We start from the raw sequence: 19,591 nt of genomic DNA on the forward strand, positions 1-19,591 counted from the left end.
ACATTTATGAACGGCTGGTTCGGCAATATCAGCGTTACCCGAAAACTTGCGCTGGGCTTTGGCCTGGTGCTGGTATTGACCGCGCTGCTGGCGCTGACCGGCTGGACCAGCTTGAGCAGCCTGATCCAGCGCAGCAACTGGATGAGCGACATTTCCGAACTGAACAACAGCCTGACCAAGCTGCGCATCGTGCGCCTGCAGTACATGCTCGCCAACGGCGATGATGCATCTGCGCAAACCGTACAGACCCAACTGGACGCTTTCGAGACCCAGCAGAAGAACTTGATCGACGGCTTCAAGAGCCCCGAGAACCTGCAGCGCCTCAAGGCCCAGTCCGAGCAGATCGACGCGTATCAGAAGTCGTTGAACCAGATGCGCGACGGCTACAAGGCCAGCAATGTCGCGCGGCAGAACATGACCGCCACGGCGACGGCTGCCACCGAGCTGGTCAACCAGATCAATCAGGCAGTGCTTGCAGTGCCCGACGGCGACCTGCGCTTCGACGAATTCCAGGCCATCACCCGCGTCCGTGAACTGATCCAGCAGACGCGCTACGACGTGCTCGCCTATACCAGCAACGTCAATGAAAAATCCGAACAGGCCGCCTTCGCCCAGATGGACCGCGCCGTGGCCGAACTGCAGCAGCTGTCCGCCCGCCTGCCCACCGAGCAGTCTCGCTTCCAGCAACTCAACGCCGCGCTGGGCAACTACCGCACTGCAGTCGCCGGCTTCAAGGCGGCAATCGCCAACATCGCTACGGCGCGTGCCGAGATGACCGTGGAAGGCGCCGAAATCGTTCGCCTGAGCGACGAGCTGTACAAGATCCAGATCCAGCGACGCGATGCCGAAAGCGCCGAAGCGCGCAGCTATCAAATCGGCGCCGCGCTGCTGGCCCTGATCTTCGGGATCCTTGCCGCGTGGATCATTACCCGCCAGATCACCCGCCCGCTGCAGCAGACACTCGAAGTCGTCGAACGCATTGCCGGCGGCGATCTGAGTCAAAACCTGCAAGTCACCCGCAAGGACGAGCTGGGCGTGCTGCAACAAGGCATCCAGCGCATGGGCGCAACCCTGCGCGAGCTGATCGGCGGCATCCGCGACAGCGTCACCCAGATCGCCAGCGCTGCCGAAGAATTATCCGCCGTCACCGAACAGACCAGTGCCGGGGTCAACAACCAAAAGGTCGAGACCGATCAGGTCGCCACCGCCATGCACGAGATGACCGCGACCGTTCAGGAAGTGGCGCGCAACGCCGAACAGGCCTCGGTGGCCGCCACCACCGCTGACGATGAAGCGCGTGAAGGCGACAAGGTGGTGGGCGAAGCCATCGCGCAGATCGAGAAACTGGCCGACGAAGTCCGTCGCTCCACCGAAGCGATGAACGCCCTGCAGAAGGAAAGCGACAAGATCGGCAGCGTCATGGACGTAATCAAGGCAGTCGCCGAGCAGACCAACCTGCTGGCCCTCAACGCAGCCATCGAGGCGGCCCGCGCAGGCGAGGCCGGACGCGGCTTTGCCGTGGTGGCCGATGAGGTTCGCGGGCTGGCCCAGCGCACGCAGAAATCCACCGAGGAAATCGAAGGCCTGGTGGCCGGTCTGCAGATGGGCACGCAACAGGTGGCCAGCGTGATGTTGAGCAGCCGTGGCCTGACTGACAGCAGTGTCGAGCTGACACGCCGCGCCGGCACTTCGCTTGCGAACATTACCCGCACGGTGTCCAGCATCCAGGCGATGAACCAGCAGATTGCAGCTGCGGCCGAACAGCAAAGCTCGGTTGCCGAGGAAATCAGCCGCAGCATCATCAACGTGCGCGATGTATCGGAGCAGACGGCCGCCGCCAGTGAAGAAACGGCCGCCTCAAGCGTCGAGTTGGCACGCCTGGGCAACCAGTTGCAGATGATGGTCAGCCATTTCCGCGTCTGAGCACGCACACCCAAATACTGACGCGGCTCACGCCGCTGCTACGGAAACCGATCCCCTGTAGCAGCGGCGCAAGCCGCGTCCGGCCGCAACACGACCCAACCCGCTCACTCCACTTCCTTCAACACCCGCTCTTCATGAAAGAACGCGTTCGGGTCCACACCCGCGCGGAAAAAGTACCCGTAATCCTCCAGGTAATACAGCGTCTCCACCCGCTTGAGGTTGTCTTCCAAGTGCGAACAGCGCAGCTTCTTCGCCTGACCGCTCAAGCGGCCATTGACCTGGGTCGCGGGCAACTGCTGCTCGACACGGCAGTCGAACGCCTGACGCGGCTTGCCGTACTCGCCGACCACGCTGTTGCTCATCTTGCCATCGGTCACATAGCCCAGCTGCGCACCCACCGGCATGTTCTTCCAGTCCCCGCTGAACGCAATGGCATTCAAACCGACGTTGTCCACCATCGGCGCTTCGCCGCTGTAGACGGTTTGCTGGGCCAACGCTACCAAGCCGCGAAAGCTCACCGCCTGCCCCTCGAAATTGCTGCCTTTGGTGCGCACCGAGAGCAGACCCGACGCCTTGTCCTGGCTGAACGATTTTTCCTCGGTGAACGGTGCGCTCTGCCCTTTGAGATGGGCCGTACCGGTTTCCACTACCCGTTTCAGCACCTTTGCCGGTTTCGGCAGGTTCAACTGCTTGACCGCCGACAGCGCCGGCGCCTGCACACGCGGGGTGGCCAGCACCAACGGAGCCTTGCTCCGCGGCTTGAACGCCGGCAATCCGGCCAGGCCTTCGGGCTTGCCGCAGGCAGCGTCGAACACCCGTCGATAATCCGGATCGCTGTCCTTCACGTTGTAAGTCTTGGGCTCGAAGAACACCCCACCATCGGTCACCGTGTTGTGCTCATCCAGGTCATACCCGGCCAGCAGGCTGAACGTCTGCTTGGTGCAGTCCAGGGCATAGCGCTCGCGTTTCTGTGCATAGGGCGCGTTGTGTGGCTGATCGTGGCCGATGGTCGGCGAGTCGTAGGCCGCCCAGAACTGCAACTGCCCCTCGACGGTAGCCAAACTGTTACGGTCGATCAGCACCCATTGCTCATCGCCCTTGCCCAACAGCACCCGCCAATCGGGCTGGGGAGTGGCGGCGCAGGCGCGCTGGAAAGCGGGATTGGCATTCAACGCCGCTACCTGCGCAGCCGGGATCGGACGGGCCGGCGCATACTTGCCATCGGGGCTGGCGAAATAGATGCGTTTCACCCCGTCCAGATAGATCAGGCTGGCGCTGGGGCTGGAACACGCCGCGTCGACTTGCAGCAAAAAGCCGAACGGCGACGTGTCGGTCTTGGGCTGCAGCAACATGAAGCTCAGGCGATCACCGTTGCGCAGCACACTCTGCGGCACGGGCGGCTGCGACATCGCCTCCTTGAACATGTCCTGCGCCTGTTCGTTGCCAAGGCTGCCGTCGTCGGGCCCCTTGCTGGAACAACTGGCCAGAGTGACGAGGGCGGCGAGCAATGCGATGCGCTTCATGATGAGTCCCGGGAATGGCGATCAGGCGTCATGGTAAGCGGCGTATCGAAAGCCGCGCAATCCACCTGCCGCCGCTTCAGCAGGCGTAGGCCGCCAACTTGTCCTGAATGAAGTCCAGAAAGCACTGAATCCGCAATGCCAGCTGTGAGTTGCGGTAGTACACCGCATTGATCGGCTGGCGGTAACCACTGTTGGCATCGGCCAGCACCACCTGCAAGCGCCCCTGGCGAATGTCTTCGTGGGTCATGAAGTGCGACAGGCAGACGATCCCCTGCCCTTCCAGCGCCAGCTGCCGTAACGTTTCGCCACTGGATGCCGCCATGCGTGGCTGGATCTGCAGTCGATCGCCCTCGGCATGGCGCAACGGCCAGTGGTTGAGCGTTTCGGTCTGGGTGAAGCCCAGCAGCACGTGCTGGCTCAAGGCCTCGACCGTTTCCGGCACGCCGTGGCGCTCGAGGTAGCCGGGGCTGGCGAGGATGTTCAGCGGGCTGCAACCCAGCGACCGGGCGTGCAGGGTAGAGTCGGCCAATACCCCGATACGGATGGCGACATCGGTGCTGTGCTCGATCAGATCGATGATCAGATCATTGCTGTTGAGCTCCAGCAGAATGTCCGGGTAGCGCTGACGAAACTCCGCCACGTACGGCACGATCGCGTGCAGCATGAACGGTGACGCGGCATTGATGCGCAAGCGCCCGGCCGGCGTCTGGTGACGCAGCGACAAGCGCTCTTCCAACTCATCCATGCGCGCCAGGATCTCCTTGGCCTGCTCGAAGAAAAACCGCCCCTCTTCGGTCAGGTCCATGCGCCGCGTGGTGCGGTTGATCAAGGTGGTGTCCAGCTTGGCCTCGAGCTTGGACAAGGTACGGCTGACCGCCGAAGGGGTCTGACCGAACTGCTCGGCGGCGGCAGAAATGGAGCCGCTCTGAATGACGGCGACGAAGACTTGCAGCTCATCGGATCGAGATTTCAACGCAGGCCTCATCGGATCTACCAGGACCTGCGAAACATACACCAATCCTCGCCCCTGGCGAGCGTGCCGTCAGCCCAGCACCTTGGCCAGGTGTGCCTGATACCGCGCGACATCGTTGTCGATGTTCGGCATCTTCATCACGTCGACGCTGAGGAAGGTCGGCAAAGCGGTCATGTCGAGAAATTCGTTGGCCTTGTGGAACGGGAAATACACCGCGTCCACGCCTTTGCCCTCGAAGAAGTCGGCCGGATCGTCGAACGCCTGCTGCGGCGCGTTCCAGGTGGCCGAAATCATGTACTGCTTGCCCTTGAGCAAGCCACCGCTGCCATATCGCTGCGAGGCATCGGAACGCGTCCTGCCGTCATTGGCATACAAGCTGCCATGACCTTCGGTGAACACCTCGTCGATGTATTTTTTCACGGTCCACGGCGCCCCCATCCACCAGCCCGGCATCTGGTAGATGACCACGTCGGCCCAAAGGTATTTCTGCACTTCTTCGGCAATGTCGTAGCCACCGTCGATGAAGGTCTGCTTCACGTCGAAGCCGGCGCGGTCCAGGTAGGCCACGGCGGCGTCATGCAGGGTCTGGTTGTAGCGACCGTCGGAGTGGGCGAACTGCTTGCCGCCGTTGAGCAGAAGAATCTTTTTCATGAATGTGGCCTCGTTGACTGTGCGAGAAATATCGATGGGCGCAGTCTAGAGGCCTTGCCCGCGAGGAGTAAGCGGGCAGTGCGCAAATCTCTCTTGCTTGAGAGTCACGAATGAGTGGCCATTGTTGCGTGGTTGTTGGCGGGACCAGGTTCTGGTCCCGCCGTCGCGGAACATGGTTTTTCGGTTGCCGCCAACGCTGTTGCTACTCCTTGGTCAGGTCCACCAGCGGCGTCTGCCGCACTTCGGTCTGGCGCTCGCCCTGAATCGTCTGGATGGTTTTCAGCGCCTTGTCCACGGCCGGTTTGTCCGCCAGCAGGCTGTAGCTGATGCTGAAGTGCTTCTGCTGTTTGGGCTCGATGGTCGGGACCAGATTCAAAGGCCGCTGGTAACGGCGGTTATAGGAAAAGCTGGTGCCCGGCTCCAGCCCGGTCACATAGCCCTGGCCTTGCGTATCGGTGTTCTTCCACAATGAAAACACCGGCAACTGCTGGACGTTGAAACCCACCGCCACGCCCAGGCTGCCGGCCTTGTTGTGCAGCACGGTCAGGGTGTCGCCCTTGGCATCGCCATAGGGCACCACGTTGTACACGGTTTCGTCATAGTCCTTGGTGGGTGCGCGATAGGTCTGCCAATCGCCCAGATCAGCCTTGGCCTTGTCGTTGAAAGGCGACACCTGCTTCACCGCCGCCGCAAACCGCGCGCCCTCTTCCAGGAACGGTGTGCTGAAGTTGCTGTGATACAGCGCCTGGTATTCCTTGGGGTAGTCGCCGTTGTTGGTCAAGGTGTCGTTGAGCACGAAACGGGCCGTCCCCGGTTCGGTCACCAGCTCGGTCTGCGCGGTGAAATCGACCTTCTTGAAGGCCTGCTCCTGCAGCTCGCCACGCACATGAATCGCATACGGCGGCGCCTCGTCGATGTGCACCGTGACCTTGCTGGCCGGAATGTTCGCGGCACGACCGTGCAGGGTCAGCAGCTCACCGTTGTCCATGCCCGGATGGCCGACCCATTCGTAGCCACAGCGCGTCACCAGTTCGTTGAAGCCCTCCAGCCAGCCGAGGCCTCCCCGGCCATTGAGCTCGATAAAGGCCGGATTGGCCACTTCTTTCACGGGCGAATCCCAGCCCATGCGCGCGTCGCCCACCTGGGCGTGGAGCACGTTCATGCCCCGTGTAGGCACCAGCGTCAGCTTCATGGTGCCGTTATCGATGTCGATCAGGCTGACACCTTCCTGGCGACCCCCGTGCAGCGTGCGCATTGTGATGGAGAACGGCTTGTCGAGCTTGACGCCCAATTGTTCGCTGGTGATGCGCTGGTTCTGCGCAGGCTTGTCGCTGTCCAGCAACACGAAATCCCAGGCCAGGGCGTGGGAGCTGAGGGTGAATGCGGAGATGGCACAGGCAAGGGGGAGCAGTTTCATGGGGGGGCCCTTTCTTGGAGTTATGGATCATGCAGTGAATCGATTCAGCTATCAGCTGAGTCTAGTCCCCTTGCGCCCATTTGGAAATCCGCGTGTAGCAGCGGCGCAAACCGCGTCCGCTGCAACGCGTACTCTCCCCCGGTTGCTATGTGAACGTGTTACTCAGCAGGACGCTGATACGCCTTCACGATCGCAGAAAAATCCAGCTGCCCTTCTCCCCGCAAACTCATCGCCTGATACAACTGCTGCGCCACCGCCCCCAGAATCACCGGCTGGCGTGCCTGCTTCGCCGCTTCGGTAGCCAGCCCCAGGTCCTTCAACATCAGCTCGGCGCCGAACCCTCCACTGTACCCGCGGGCCGCGGGCGCTGTTTCAATGACCCCCGGCCAGGGGTTGTAGGTATCCGAACTCCAGCAACGCCCGGTCGAGCTGTTGATGATGCCCGCCAGCACCTGTGTGTCGATGCCCAGGGCATTGCCCAATGCCATGGCTTCCGACACGCCGACCATGGAGATGCCCAGCAGCAGATTGTTGCAGATCTTGGCGATCTGTCCGGTGCCGACCTCGCCACAGTGGACGATGTTGCGGCCCATCTGCGCCAGCACCGGCTGCAGCTGGCCGAACAATTGCGCCGACGCACCGACCATGAAGGTCAAGGTACCCGCCTGAGCGCCACCGGTGCCGCCCGACACAGGCGCATCGGCCAGATCAACGCCCTGCCTGGAGGCTGCGGCAGCGATATCGCGCGCAGTCTGCGGATCGATGGTGCTGCAATCCACTGCTGGCGTACCCGCGCGAATGCCAGCAAGCACGCCTTCCTCACCCAGGTAGACGCTGCGCACGTGCGCCGCTGCCGGCAACATGGTGATCACCAGTTCGCCCTGGGCAGCGGCGTTCTTGGGCGAAGCACTGACGTGGCCGCCCAACTGCGCCAATTCCGCCAGTACGTCCTGGTTCAGATCGAACACATGCAGCGTGTGGCCTGCCTTGAGCAGGTTGCGCGCCATGGGCGCGCCCATGTTGCCCAGGCCTATGAAAGCAATGTTCATGGCAATGCCCTATTTCAAGTTGATGGTGGTGTTGACGCCGTCGTTCACGCTGTCATCGTCGAACCAGCGCGCCGTGACCGTCTTGGTCTGCGTGTAGAACTGCACCACCTGCTTGCCGTAGGGCCCCAGGTCGCCAAGCTTGGAACCGCGCGACCCGGTGAAGCTGAACGACGGCACCGGCACGGGAATCGGGATGTTGATGCCTACCTGGCCCACGTCGATCTCGCTCTGGAACTTGCGCGCCGCCGCGCCGCTCTGGGTGAACAAACCCACGCCGTTGCCGAACGGGTTGGCATTGACCAAAGCGATGGCTTCGTCGAGGGTATCCACCTCCAGGGTGATCAGCACCGGCCCGAAAATCTCCTGGGTATAGATCTGCATGTCCGTGGTGACACCGCTGAACAAGGTCGGGCCAACGAAGTTGCCCTGCTCGTAGCCAGGCACCTGCACACCGCGACCGTCGAGTTCCAGCGTCGCGCCTTCCTCGACGCCACTGTCGATCAAGGCCGTCACGCGCTCCAGCGCACGGCGGGAAATCACCGGGCCGACGTCAGTGCCCGGTTCATTGCCAGCGTTGACCTTGAGCTTTTGCGCCAGCGCCTTCATATCGGGAATCCACTCGCGCGACTTGCCCACCAGTACGGCGACCGATGTGGCCATGCAACGTTGCCCGGCTGCACCGAAGGCGGCGCCGACCAGGGCGTTGAGCGTTTGCTCGCGGTTGGCGTCCGGCAATATCACGGCGTGATTCTTCGCGCCCATCATCGACTGCACGCGCTTCCCATGCCGGCCGGCCAGGTCATACACATGGGTGCCGACAGCGGTCGAACCGACGAACGACACCGCCTTGATGTCGGCATGGGTGCACAGCGCATCGACGACGTCCTTGCCACCGTGCACCACGTTCAATACACCCGGCGGCACGCCTGCTTCCAATGCCAGCTCCACCAGCTGGACCGTGGACAGCGGATCCTGCTCCGAAGGCTTGAGCACGAAGGTGTTGCCGCAGACGATCGCCATGGGGAACATCCACAGCGGAATCATCGCCGGGAAGTTGAACGGCGTGATTCCCGCGCACACACCGATGGGCTGACGCAGCGTGTAGGTATCGACGCCACCGGCGACGTTCTCGGCGAACTCGCCCATCTGCAGGCTGCCGATGGAGCAGGCATGCTCGACCACTTCCAGGCCGCGGAAGATATCGCCCTCGGCATCGGCAATGGTCTTGCCCTGCTCGGCACTCAAGGTCTGCGCAATGCGCTTGGAATGTTCCCGGATCAATGCCTGCAGCTTGAGCATGATGCGCATGCGCGCACCCAGTGGCGTCAGGCGCCAGGTCTTGAATGCACGCTGCGCGGCGGCTACTGCAGCATCGACCTCGTCGGTCGTGGCGAAGGGCACCCGCGCCAGCACTTGCTGGGTGGCCGGATTGACGATGTCGCGCCATTCCTGGGTGGTCGAGGCGACCCACTGCCCATCGATCAGCAGTTTTACATCGTCGATCTTGCTGGCATTCGGTTGAACGGACACGTTCATGGATGACCTCCGCGTATTTATTGTTGTGGCGAGACGGTTCTGCGATGGAGTATAGATGCTGCAAACATCTAACAAGAACTCACAATAAAGCCGGTCCAACATGCAAAAAGACCTTAGCAGCCTGAACTGGGACGATCTCAAGTTCTTTCTCGAAGTGGCTCGTACGCGCAAGGCCAGCATCGCGGCCAAGCGCCTGGGCGTGGACTACACCACCGTATCGCGGCGCATCGGCTCGCTGGAAAATGCCTTGGGTACCCTGCTGTTCGAGAAGTCGCGGACCACAGGCTTCGTCCTCACTGCCGAAGGGCAGCGCCTGCTCGCTTCGGCCGAGTCGATTGAAAGCACCCTGCACATGGCCTGCGAGCAGGTTTCCGGGTCCGGCGTGGCGCTGTCAGGGCATATCCGCATGGGCTGCACCGAAGGCTTCGGCAGCTTCTTCATCACCCCGCAGCTCAGCCACTTCGTCGACACATACCCGGCCATCTCGGTCGATATCCTGCCGCTGCCGCACTTCATCAGCCTGTCCAAACGCGAAGCCGATATCGTCATCGCCTTGGAGCGTCCCGAACATGGGCCCTACGTCTGCTGCAAACTCTGCGACTATCGGCTCAAGCTGTATGCCACGCGGACCTATCTAGATCGTCATCCCCCCATCGAAAGCAGCGCCCAACTCAGCGAGCACCGGTTCATCAGCTACGTCGACGACCTGGCCTTCAGCTCCGAGCTGCTGTACCTGAACAAACTGCTGCCCAACGTCAACGCCGGGCTGCGCAGCACCAGCGTGATTGCCCAGTACACCGCAGCGCTCCAGGGGCATGGGTTGGTCATATTGCCGTGCTTCCTCGCCGCGCAGGACGAACGCCTGGTGGAAGTCCTGCCCGAAGAAGTCGATATCACTCGGCAGTTCTGGATGTACTGCCGGGAGGACCTGCGCAAGCTCAAGCGGATCATCCTGCTGTGGGATTACATCCGCGACGTCACCGACCGCAACGCTGCACTGCTGATGGGACACTCGCGCACCACCGAGCCCCTGTAGCAGCGGCGCAAGCCGCGTCACGCACGTCTCACGACTTCCACTCGAGCATCAGCCCACTGAGTCTCTTGACCCTGCGCCGCACAGCCTCTTCGAACACACCCCTGCGGGTTTCGATCAAGGTGAACCAATGCTTGGCCCGCGTGATACCGGTGTAGATCAGCTCCTTGGTCAATACCGGATTCAAGGCATCAGGCAGGATCAGCGCCGTGTGCGCGAACTCCGACCCTTGGGATTTGTGCACCGTCATCGCATAGACCGTCTCGACGTCATTCAAGCGACTTGGCAGCACGAAGCGGATGCCCCCCTGCCCGTCGTTGCGCGGAAAGGCCACGCGCAGCACCATTCGATCGCGCTCGCCACCCTCGGGCAGCATCAGCGCAATGCCGATGTCGCCGTTCATCAAGCCCAGGCCATAGTCGTTGCGTGTCATCAATACGGGCCTGCCCTCATACCAGGGTTGGCCACCCTCAATGAGGCGCGCATGGGTCAAGGCCTGGGTCGCGCGAGCGTTCAGGCTTTCCACACCCCAAGGCCCCTTGCGCACGGCGCACAGCAACTGGAACTCATCGAACGCGTTCAGCAACCCACGGGCCCAGGTGGCCCAAGCTTCATCTTCCAGACGTGTGTCGGCCGGCGGCCGAGAGGTACCGATCTGCTCCAGATAACGTCGATAACCTTGTGGTCCGTCGGCGTTGCGACCGTGTCCGTCCAGCAGCAGGCGCAGCAACGCCACATCGTGCTCGCCCTTGAGCGGCAGCCAATGAGCATCGGGATACTGGCCTTCCTGCAGCAAGGCACGCGCGCCATCGGCGTCCTGCAAATTGACCCTGGCTGCCAGCTGGCCAATGCCGCTGTCCTCGCCGAATCGGCGCGAGTGCCGCAGCATGACCACCTGCTGCGCCAGGGCGTGATCATGCTCGTTGCCTTCGAGCAGCCCGCTGCGTGCGAGGTCCTCGCCGCTGACCTGCTCCAACCAGGCGCGCGTCGCCGGGCTGTAGTAGCCGGCCTCGGCCTGGCTGCACAGGTCGCCCAGCACCGCACCCGCCTCGACCGAGGCCAACTGGTCCTTGTCGCCCAGCAGCACCAGCCGGGCATGGGCCGGCAGCGCATCGAGCAGGTTGGCCATCATCTCGAGGTCGATCATCGAGGCTTCGTCCACCACCAGTACGTCCAAGGGCAAAGGGTTGGCTGCATCATGACGAAAATGCCGCGTGCCCGGACGGCTACCCAACAGGCGATGAACCGTGGTCACCTCGTTCGGAATACGCGCCTTGATTGCGGCGTCCACCTGCAGGCTCTGGACCTGCAAGCTGATCGACTCGGTCAGCCGTGCCGCTGCCTTGCCGGTCGGTGCCGCCAGCCGAATACGCAGCGGTTTGTCCTGCGCCACCGCGGGCCCTTGCAGGAGTGCCAGCAGGCGCACCACCGTGGTGGTCTTGCCCGTTCCCGGGCCGCCCGTGACGATACTGAAAGCACCCCGTACGGCCAGTGCGCAAGCCAGTTTCTGCCAGTCGATCCGAGCCCCGTCGGTGGCCCCGAACAATTGCGTCAGACGTTGCGCAAGGTCCTCCGGTACCGGCTCGCGCGCGGCCAGCCGCTGACGCAGCGCATCACCGATACGCCGCTCGTACGCCCAGTAACGACGCAGGTACAGGCGCTGGCTCGAAAGCACCAGAGGCGAGCTGCCTGTCGGGTCATCTGCGCTCCCCACCAAGGAGCTGTTGGCCAGGCTGGCAAGCCAGGCTTCGGCACCCAGGCCTTGAAGCAACTGCGATGGCAGCAGGGCCACGCCCCCTTGCAAGTCGCCCTCGGGTGGCAGGGACAAGGCAAAATCCGGTGCCTGCAGCGTCGCCGCCAGATCCAGGCAGACATGCCCATGCCCCAGCTGGTGGCTGGCGAGGGCGGCAGCAAGCAATACGAGAGGGTCGCCCTGCGGGTCGAGGTCGGCAAGAAACGCTACGAAGGCTTTGTCCAGCGCACGCAGCCAACCGCGCTCCACCCAGCGCTCGAGCAACGCCAACAGGTCGGCCGTGCGTGTTCGGGGCTGCAGCTGAGCAAGGCTGTGTGCATCCAGAGGGGTGGGCAGCAGGTCGGCAAACGAGCGGGTCATGGCGCACTTTCCTCGAACAGGTCGGCCTGGACATCACGGCGTCCGCCTTTGAACAGCGCATCGAGTTCCTCGATGAGCTTACGGGGTGGCCGGGTGAAGTACACGCCCTGGCTGGGCGCCCCAATGCCGCGCAGAAACACGAACGCCGCACCGCCCACGTGTTCGTCGTAGTCGTACCCTGGCAGCCGCGCCTTCAACTGGCGGTGCAGGGCGAGCAGGTACAGCACGTATTGCAGGTCGTAGCGGTTGGCCAGGATGCATTCTGTCATCGCAGCGTGGGTATAGGCGGCATCATCCGGACCCAGCCAATTGGATTTGTAGTCGGCAACGTAATACTGCCCCTGGTGCTCGAAACACAAGTCGATGAAGCCCTTGAACATGCCGTTGAGCATGGCGCCTTCGGCTGGCATTCGAAGCACGCCGGGATGCGTGTACTGGCGAACCAGGGTATCGAGACGGCTTACGTCGACCTTGTGGCTGGCGAACCAGAACTCCATCTCGATCTGGTATTGGTCGAGATCGGCCATGCGTACCGGGGCTCGTTCGGACCCAAGCTGCAATGGCTCGTCGATGAAGCGCCGCAACCAGTCGTCCAGGGTAGGGATCCAGCCACTCCAGCCGCGTCGACTGCAACGCCGCGCGACGTTGTCGGCCAGTCGCTCCGGGGCCGCGGCAACGCTGGCGAAACCTTCGCGCCCTGCCCATTCCAGCAAGCCGTGCAGAAAAGTGCCCGGCCCGGGGCCACGGGGAAAACGGTGAATGTCACCACTGGTGGCCGGCACCTCGCGCGGCACCTGCGCGTCCAGGCGCTCATCGTCCATCAGTTTCTGCTCGAGAGCGCTGTCGGGCGCCTGGTCATCATCCGCGCCCAACGTGTCGCTGATGCGCAACGCGCTGTAGGACGCTATCCACCAGTTCTCCCGCGCACTGCGCTTTGGCAGGCGCACCTTGAGCAGCGCGGCGTCGCTGCGCAAGGGTACGTAACGGCTATCGTCCACCTCTGGCACTGGCACACTCACGATGTCTGCGCACCCCGCACTCGACGCCTGCAGCCAACTCGCAAGCTGGCCTGCATCGGCAAGCGGCTGCCCGCCGCCAAGCAGATACCCGATGGCCGAACGATGGAACACCGACTCCTTGGTCGCACCGCGCTTGAGGTCGGCGATGCCGAGCCAGCAGCCGTGCTGAGCCCGGGTCAGGGCCACGTAAAGCAAGCGCAGGTCCTCGGCCAAACGTTCGTCGTCGGCCAAGGCCACCTGTTCGGATGTAGGGTTGAGCGTCAATTGCACGCGGTGAGCCGCGTCGTGGTAAACCAACGGCAATCGCTTGCCGTCGACCGGTTTGCAACTGCAGATGAAAGGCAGGAAGACCAACGCATACTCGAGCCCCTTGGACTTGTGGATGGTCACCACCTTGACCAACTGCTCGTCGCTTTCCAGACGCAGGATATGCTCCTCCGCCGCACTGCCGGAAAGTGCCAGCTGTTCGCCCAGATGACGGATGAGCGCCTGCTCACCGTCCAGCTCGCTGGACGCCTGCTGCAACAGTTCGCACAGGTGCAGCAGGTTGGTCAGGATACGCTCGCCATCGTCGCGGCCGATCAGCGCCAATGGCAGGTCGAAATCGTGCAGCAGGCGGCGCAGCATCGGCAGCACGCCCTGGGTGCGCCAGATGTTTCGATAGCCACGGAACTGCATGACCCGCGCTTCCCATTCCAGCTCGCTCAGGTTCAATTGCTCCAACTCGTGCAAAGAGCGGTTCAGTGTGACGCTCGCCAAGGCGGCGCGCAGTTGCCGCTCCGAGTCAGGCTCGGCGCACGCCTTCAGCCAGGCGAGCAAGTCATGGGCTTCCTGAGCGGCAAATACCGAGTCCTTGTCCGACAGGTACACACTGCGGACTCCACGGTTGGTCAACTCAGCACGCACGGCCTGGGCTTCTTTGCCATCACGCACAAGAATGGCGATATCGGCCGGCAGAATACCGCTGACCCTGCGTTCCCCCACCTGAAAACCGGCATGCCCAGCCTGCCCCGCATTCAACAGACGCACGATTTCCGCCGCGCAGGCACTGGCCAGCGCCTTGCGGTACGCGACGCCGGAAACGGGCTGGTCGCTGGGCAGATGCCAGAGCGTCAAGGCCGGTACGGCCTGCCCGTCCACGATCAAGGACTCCTTGCGCCCCTGGGCCCGCACATCCAGAAATGGCACAGGGTTGTCATCGCCTTGGCGGAACAGGAATGCACCTCGCCCCTGCGCACGCTGCTCGGCCTGCATGAACATATGGTTGACCGCGCCGACCATGGCCTGGGTAGAGCGGAAGTTGGTACCCAACGTATGCAGCCTGCCCTCGGTTGCCCGACGCGCCTGCAGATAGGTATGGATATCGGCACCCCGAAAGGCGTAGATCGCCTGCTTGGGGTCACCGATCAGGAACAGGCCGGTCTCCTGCTCGTTTCGCTCGATGTGGTAGATGCGTTCGAAGATGCGGTACTGAACCGGATCGGTATCCTGAAACTCATCGATCAGGGCCACGGGAAACTGTTCACGAACCAGCTCGGCCAACTGTTCACCACCAGCGCCCTGCAAGGCCCGGTCCAGCCGCACCAGCATGTCGTCGAAGCCCATCTCGGCACGCCGGCGCTTTTCTTCCTCGAAGCGCGCGCCGATCCACTGCGCTGCATGCCTCAGAACCGCGCTCTCAGGCGTCGGCAAAGCCGCCAGTGCCGCAGGCAGCTCGACCATCGCGTGCAAGCCGGCGTGCTCCGGCGCATCGCCTTTCCAGGCTTCGGCCATGCCGTCGGGGGTCAAGCGGGTAAAACCGGTACCGATATCCAGGTCGTGTTGGTTTGGATCCGTAGCCCAGGCGGTGATCTTTTCAAACCAGGGTTCGAAGTAGCGTGCCTGCATCTTGCGGCCATCGACTGCCTTGGCCGCCACCGCCTGCAGGCAGATTTCACGCAACTGAGTGGCCCACTGAGGCCAAGGTTCCTTGAGTTCGACCAAGGCTCGCTCACGCTCGGCCAGACAGCGGTCGATCAACTGGCCGGGCTCATCGCCCGATGCATCTTGCTGTACATGCGCGAACAGCCCCCGCACCCGACCAAGCAATGCCGCAGGCCCGCCAATATGAGCCCGCACCCAATCCAGCGCAGCGCCATGCATCGGGTAATAGAACCGCCGCCAATAGTCGCGCACCACCTCGCCCAGCAGTTCGCTGTGATCGGTTTCCAGGCTCTGGGTGAACAGGCTGCCGCTGTCGAACGCGTGTTCGCGCAGCATGCGCTGGCACCAACTGTGAATCGTGGAAACGGCAGCCTCGTCCATCCACTGGGCAGCGATATCCAGTCGGCTGGCACAGGCCGGCCACTGGCCAAGTTCGAATTCGTCGCGCAACTGCTCGACGAGCGCATCCGGTGCCGTTATTTCGCTTCGGAAAAACCGCGCGGCTTCGGCCAGACGGATCCGAATGCGCTCGCGCAGCTCTTTGGTTGCGGCATCGGTGAAGGTCACTACCAGGATCTGCGGAGGCAGCAGTTCGCGCCCGAAGCCGTTGATATCTCCACCATGGCCAAGTATCAAACGCAGATAGAGTGCGGAAATGGTGAATGTCTTGCCGGTGCCAGCACTGGCTTCGATCAATTGGCTGCCACGCAGCGGAAAAGCCAATGCCAGTGGACGTTCGAGCGATGTCATGAGCGAGCCTCCCTGTCATCGACCGATCTCCAGGGCGCCTCCAGCATGGGCTGGTACAAGGCTTGCGCCCAGCCTTCGAATTCTTCCCCGTCCATCAAGGCATCGAAATCAGCGAACTGGCGCATCAGTGCCATCGCCTCCCGACGCTCGCCATTACTCGTCACACCATCGCCCTCGTACGCTTTGCGTGCTGCGACCAAAGCCTTTTCCTCATCGGTGTGCGAAAGCCAGGCCACGGCCGTTTTCACGGCTACCGGCAGGGGCCGGGTCATGCCCGCTTGCCAGGCCAGCAGCAGATCGCTCAGGGCGTTCCGAGCCTGGTCCAGGGGCAGTGGCTCGAGCAGCAGGGTATCGTCACTGGCAACTACCGCAGTGGTCAGCGGCAATCCAACGGCGCAGGATGCCAGGTGCAAGACCCAAGGGCGTACCAGCCGATGCCATTTGCGCGAGCGCACGCCGCCAATGGCGTTGGCAATCGCTGAAACGCTGAGGTAGCTGCCGTCTTCACGCTGGTAGACACCCGCCAGCCATCCCTCCAGTACGACGCCCTGGGCCTGGAAAGTGATCGGCAGGGCACTGTCCAGTCGCGACGGCCACATGACGAGCAACTGACGGTAGCGCTCGAGCAGATCGGGCAGTGGCTCGATCAACTCCTCGCGCAACCGAGTGCCGAATTCGGCCATGGGCAACAGGCCGCTGCCCTGCAACTTGCGCGCATGGCTTTCCAGCGTCTCGGCAATGGCGTCGGCACTGGCCATGCCGGCACCGAGCAGGCTGTCACTGAGCGTGTAACGCTCCAGCGCATCGAGCACAAAGGGCTCTATGTCGGCCACAGGCTTTTCCGCCGACTCGAAGAAGACTTTCAGCCGCTGGCTGAAGAAATGCCTGACAGGATTGCGCAGAAAGTCCTGCAACTGAGCCACGCTCAGCGGCTCGTCCTGACGATGAGCCTGCAGAGGCGACTGCGCATGGGGTGCCACTACTTGCGCATGCAAGTGCTGCCACTCCCTTGCAAAGCTGAAAAGAGCTGGGTTGCCCTGATGAAAATACCGGGCGCTGAAAGGTTGGAGGGGATGCTCCAGCGTGAGCGCATGCAATAGCTTCTCCCCCCTTGCCGAGTTGTCCAGCGCCTCATCGCCCGACAGCCTCCAGCCATTGGCCAAATGATCTCGTAGTTGCCCGACCAGTACCGATGGCGGCCGTTCGCTGTTGTCTCTGATACTGCGTCCAACCCAACTGATATACAGCTGTTCGCGGGCCGAGAGCAGTGCTTCCAGTAGCAGATAGCGATCGTCCTCGCGCCGCGAACGGTCACCGGGGCGATAATCGCTGCCCATCAGGTCGAAATCGAGCGGTGGTTGCGCCCGAGGGTAATCGCCATCATTCATGCCCAACAGGCACACGATCTTGAATGGAATTGCACGCATCGGCATCAAGGTGCAGAAGTTGACGGAGCCCGCCAGAAAACGCTGGCTCAAGCGGCCCTGATCCAGCCCCGCGAGCCAGGCTTCACGCACCACCGTCAGCGGCAATGCTTCGACCAGTCCCACGGCTTCGCAGGTTTGCAGCCACTCTTCACGCAGCTCTTCGAGCTGGTTGAGCAGGTACTCGTCATGCTCGGTGTCGGCAGTGAAGAACAACTGCAGCATCTGATGCAGACGCACACCCCACTCGGCCGGGCTGACCGCGCGATCAAGTTGCTGACAGGCTACTTCCAGGGCATCCAGCAGCGCTGCCAGCGGGCCGATAAGCGCTGCGTCCAGGCCGCCGATCTCGTCGTAGGGCTCGATATCACTGCAGCCCACACCGGTTCCGACAGCATAGCCGAGCAACATTCGCCGCAGCCCAAAGCGCCAGGTGTTCTGTTCCAGCTCGATCGGCAAGCCCAGGTGCTGGCGGTGCGCCGCGTGAAGGCCCCAGCGAATGCCTGCGCCTTCGATCCAGCGACGCAAGGTCGGCAGATCACGCTCCTGAATCGCGAACCGACGCCGCAGGGCAGGTACGTCCAGAAGGTCGAGGATCTCGCTCACAGGGAAGCGGCTGTCCGGCAGCTTGAGCAGGTGCTCGACCGCTATGAGCAGAGGATCTCGCCCGCGCTGCCCCTGGTCGGTCAGCGTAAAGGGAATGAATCGGCGGTCTTCCCGGTCCAGTTGGCCAAACACTGCGCGAATGTGCGGCGCATAGCTGTCGATATCCGGCACCATCACGATCACGTCACGGGGGCGCAGTCCGGCATCGGCACTGAACCGTGCCAACAACTGGTCGTGAAGGATTTCCACTTCGCGCTGCGCACCATGCGCGACGTGGAAGCGGATGCTCTTGTCGGTCTTGATATCCACGGGTGGCCAGGTGGATTGCGTTTCACCCAGAGGGCGCAGCTCCAGAATGTCGTCCTGCAACTGACCCAGTAGATGCTGTGGCTCGCTTTCGCTGAAGAGGTCGATGCGACCATCCCGAAACGCCGACTGATAGCTGGCGGGATCGTCATAGCTGTCGAGCAGATTGATGTAGTCACGGCCCTGCTTGCCCCAGGCAGCTAGCAATGGGTGTGCATGCTGATGAAGGCTGTCGGTGTCCAGCACCACTGGCATGCCCTGCTTGCGAGCCTGGCGCTTGTATTGATGACGCAGGAGGTCCTTGTCCGCCACGATATCCGTCCAATGATGCCGACAGGGGTTGTGCACACACAACAACACCTGGCTGAATCGACCCAGCGCCGCCAGGGCTTCCAGACCTTGTGCAGGCAATGAAGAGATACCGAACACGATGACCCGCGAGGGTAGCGCTGACGGCGCTCGATCCAGCGCCGCTGCCGCCTCCATGAAACGCTGATGCACGCCTGCCCGGCTTTGCGCCATGCCTTCGGAGCCGACATCCTGAAGCAGTGCCCGCCACAGTTCCGCCTGCCAGCAGTTGCCCGTCGGCAGAGGCTTGCTCAGCCCCCTGCCATTGCGCAGCTGATGCTTGCCTTCCGCCCAGTCCTGCAGCCAATCCGCGCGGTAGACCTGGTATTGGTCGAACAGGTCCGCCAGACGCTCGGACAGCTGGTAGCGCTTGCGCAGGTCGTTGTCGTCGAGCAGGAAGCGCTGCAGGGGTTCGAAATGGGGCTGGTCAATCAGTTGCGGCAGAAGACGCATCAAGCGCCAGGTGAGCGGCGCCTTGTCGAGCAGCGAGGACGACGGGATCTGGTCCTGCCCCAGTACGCTTCGATACAACTGCCACATGAAACTACCCGGCAACTGCACGTCTACCGCCGCAGAAATGCCTACGCCGCCCTCGTCATCCGGGCCTTCGTCCGCAGCAAGCGCGAGTTTGAGCCACTGGGCGATACCGTTGCTCTGCACCAGGATGATTTCATTTTCCAGAGGACGCAGTGGGTACAGGCGCATCCAGCTCACGACAAGGCTGCGCAGTTCGTCCAGACGATTGCCGTGTACGACCATGAAACCGGGGGTAAGGGGTGACACAGCCGACATGGGCGAAGTCCTTGAGGTAAGCGTGAATCAAGGTTCAACCTTATCAGATGTGGCTTTGCGAGTTGAGCCAGCCGGATCTGCCCCGTCTGTAAGAGACAGCTGAATGTTGAATTGATAAGTAGGAGGGGTCTTACAAAAAATGCCGCACAAAAGACAAAACCCCTACCTGCTTACGCAGATAGGGGTTTCGGAATTGAATCTTGAC

11 protein-coding genes and 1 pseudogene are annotated in these 19,591 nt (G+C 62.4%); 3 read left to right on the forward strand and 9 right to left on the reverse strand.

The genetic code is table 11. The annotated features are described in order from the left end of the window. Positions 1 to 141: 141 nt before the first annotated feature. A pseudogene (locus IFT44_RS21440) lies at positions 142 to 1,068 on the forward strand (methyl-accepting chemotaxis protein); the annotation flags it as partial. 141 nt (positions 1,069 to 1,209) lie between these two features. Beyond that, positions 1,210 to 1,923 carry a methyl-accepting chemotaxis protein gene (locus IFT44_RS21445; RefSeq protein ID WP_425312042.1) on the forward strand — a complete coding sequence of 238 codons (714 nt, stop codon included), beginning with the start codon at positions 1,210 to 1,212 and terminating at the stop codon, positions 1,921 to 1,923. Between the two features lie 104 nt (positions 1,924 to 2,027). Here IFT44_RS21445 and IFT44_RS18775 read toward each other — a convergent pair whose 3' ends face one another. The 6 genes from IFT44_RS18775 to IFT44_RS18800 form a co-directional block, all read right to left on the reverse strand. Continuing rightward, the gene (locus IFT44_RS18775; RefSeq protein WP_192176396.1) at positions 2,028 to 3,446 is read right to left on the reverse strand and encodes a hypothetical protein; all 1,419 of its coding nucleotides are present in this window, start codon (positions 3,444 to 3,446) and stop codon (positions 2,028 to 2,030) included. 76 nt (positions 3,447 to 3,522) lie between these two features. After that, a complete protein-coding gene (locus IFT44_RS18780; protein WP_192176397.1) occupies positions 3,523 to 4,419 on the reverse strand; it encodes a LysR family transcriptional regulator in 897 nt (298 codons plus the stop codon). A gap of 69 nt (positions 4,420 to 4,488) precedes the next feature. Continuing rightward, complete coding sequence (locus IFT44_RS18785; protein ID WP_122480247.1) at positions 4,489 to 5,070, reverse strand: NAD(P)H-dependent oxidoreductase; 582 nt, start codon at positions 5,068 to 5,070, stop codon at positions 4,489 to 4,491. A 202-nt stretch (positions 5,071 to 5,272) separates the two neighbouring features. Then, a complete protein-coding gene (locus tag IFT44_RS18790; protein WP_192176398.1) occupies positions 5,273 to 6,487 on the reverse strand; it encodes an aldose 1-epimerase family protein in 1,215 nt (404 codons plus the stop codon). Positions 6,488 to 6,645: 158 nt separating this feature from the next. After that, the gene (gene mmsB / locus IFT44_RS18795; RefSeq protein WP_122480249.1) at positions 6,646 to 7,536 is read right to left on the reverse strand and encodes a 3-hydroxyisobutyrate dehydrogenase; all 891 of its coding nucleotides are present in this window, start codon (positions 7,534 to 7,536) and stop codon (positions 6,646 to 6,648) included. A gap of 9 nt (positions 7,537 to 7,545) precedes the next feature. Further along, the gene (locus IFT44_RS18800; protein ID WP_122480250.1) at positions 7,546 to 9,072 is read right to left on the reverse strand and encodes a CoA-acylating methylmalonate-semialdehyde dehydrogenase; all 1,527 of its coding nucleotides are present in this window, start codon (positions 9,070 to 9,072) and stop codon (positions 7,546 to 7,548) included. A gap of 100 nt (positions 9,073 to 9,172) precedes the next feature. Here IFT44_RS18800 and IFT44_RS18805 point away from each other — a divergent pair, with 100 nt between their 5' ends. Beyond that, positions 9,173 to 10,108: a LysR family transcriptional regulator gene (locus tag IFT44_RS18805; RefSeq protein ID WP_122480251.1), complete on the forward strand. Its 936-nt coding sequence runs from the start codon at positions 9,173 to 9,175 to the stop codon at positions 10,106 to 10,108. Between the two features lie 28 nt (positions 10,109 to 10,136). Here IFT44_RS18805 and recD read toward each other — a convergent pair whose 3' ends face one another. From recD to recC, 3 genes are read right to left on the reverse strand one after another with little or no spacing between them, the layout of a single operon-like run. Further along, complete coding sequence (gene recD, locus IFT44_RS18810) at positions 10,137 to 12,218, reverse strand: exodeoxyribonuclease V subunit alpha (RefSeq protein ID WP_192176399.1); 2,082 nt, start codon at positions 12,216 to 12,218, stop codon at positions 10,137 to 10,139. After that, positions 12,215 to 15,910: an exodeoxyribonuclease V subunit beta gene (gene recB, locus IFT44_RS18815; RefSeq protein WP_192176400.1), complete on the reverse strand. Its 3,696-nt coding sequence runs from the start codon at positions 15,908 to 15,910 to the stop codon at positions 12,215 to 12,217. The genes recD and recB overlap by 4 nt, the downstream gene beginning before the upstream one ends. Next, positions 15,907 to 19,386: an exodeoxyribonuclease V subunit gamma gene (recC, locus tag IFT44_RS18820; RefSeq protein WP_192176401.1), complete on the reverse strand. Its 3,480-nt coding sequence runs from the start codon at positions 19,384 to 19,386 to the stop codon at positions 15,907 to 15,909. Before recC ends, recB begins: the two co-directional genes overlap by 4 nt. Between the last annotated feature and the right edge of the window lie 205 nt (positions 19,387 to 19,591).

This window comes from Pseudomonas sp. CFBP 13710, from assembly GCF_014842235.1.
GTDB classification, from domain to species: domain Bacteria; phylum Pseudomonadota; class Gammaproteobacteria; order Pseudomonadales; family Pseudomonadaceae; genus Aquipseudomonas; species Aquipseudomonas baltica.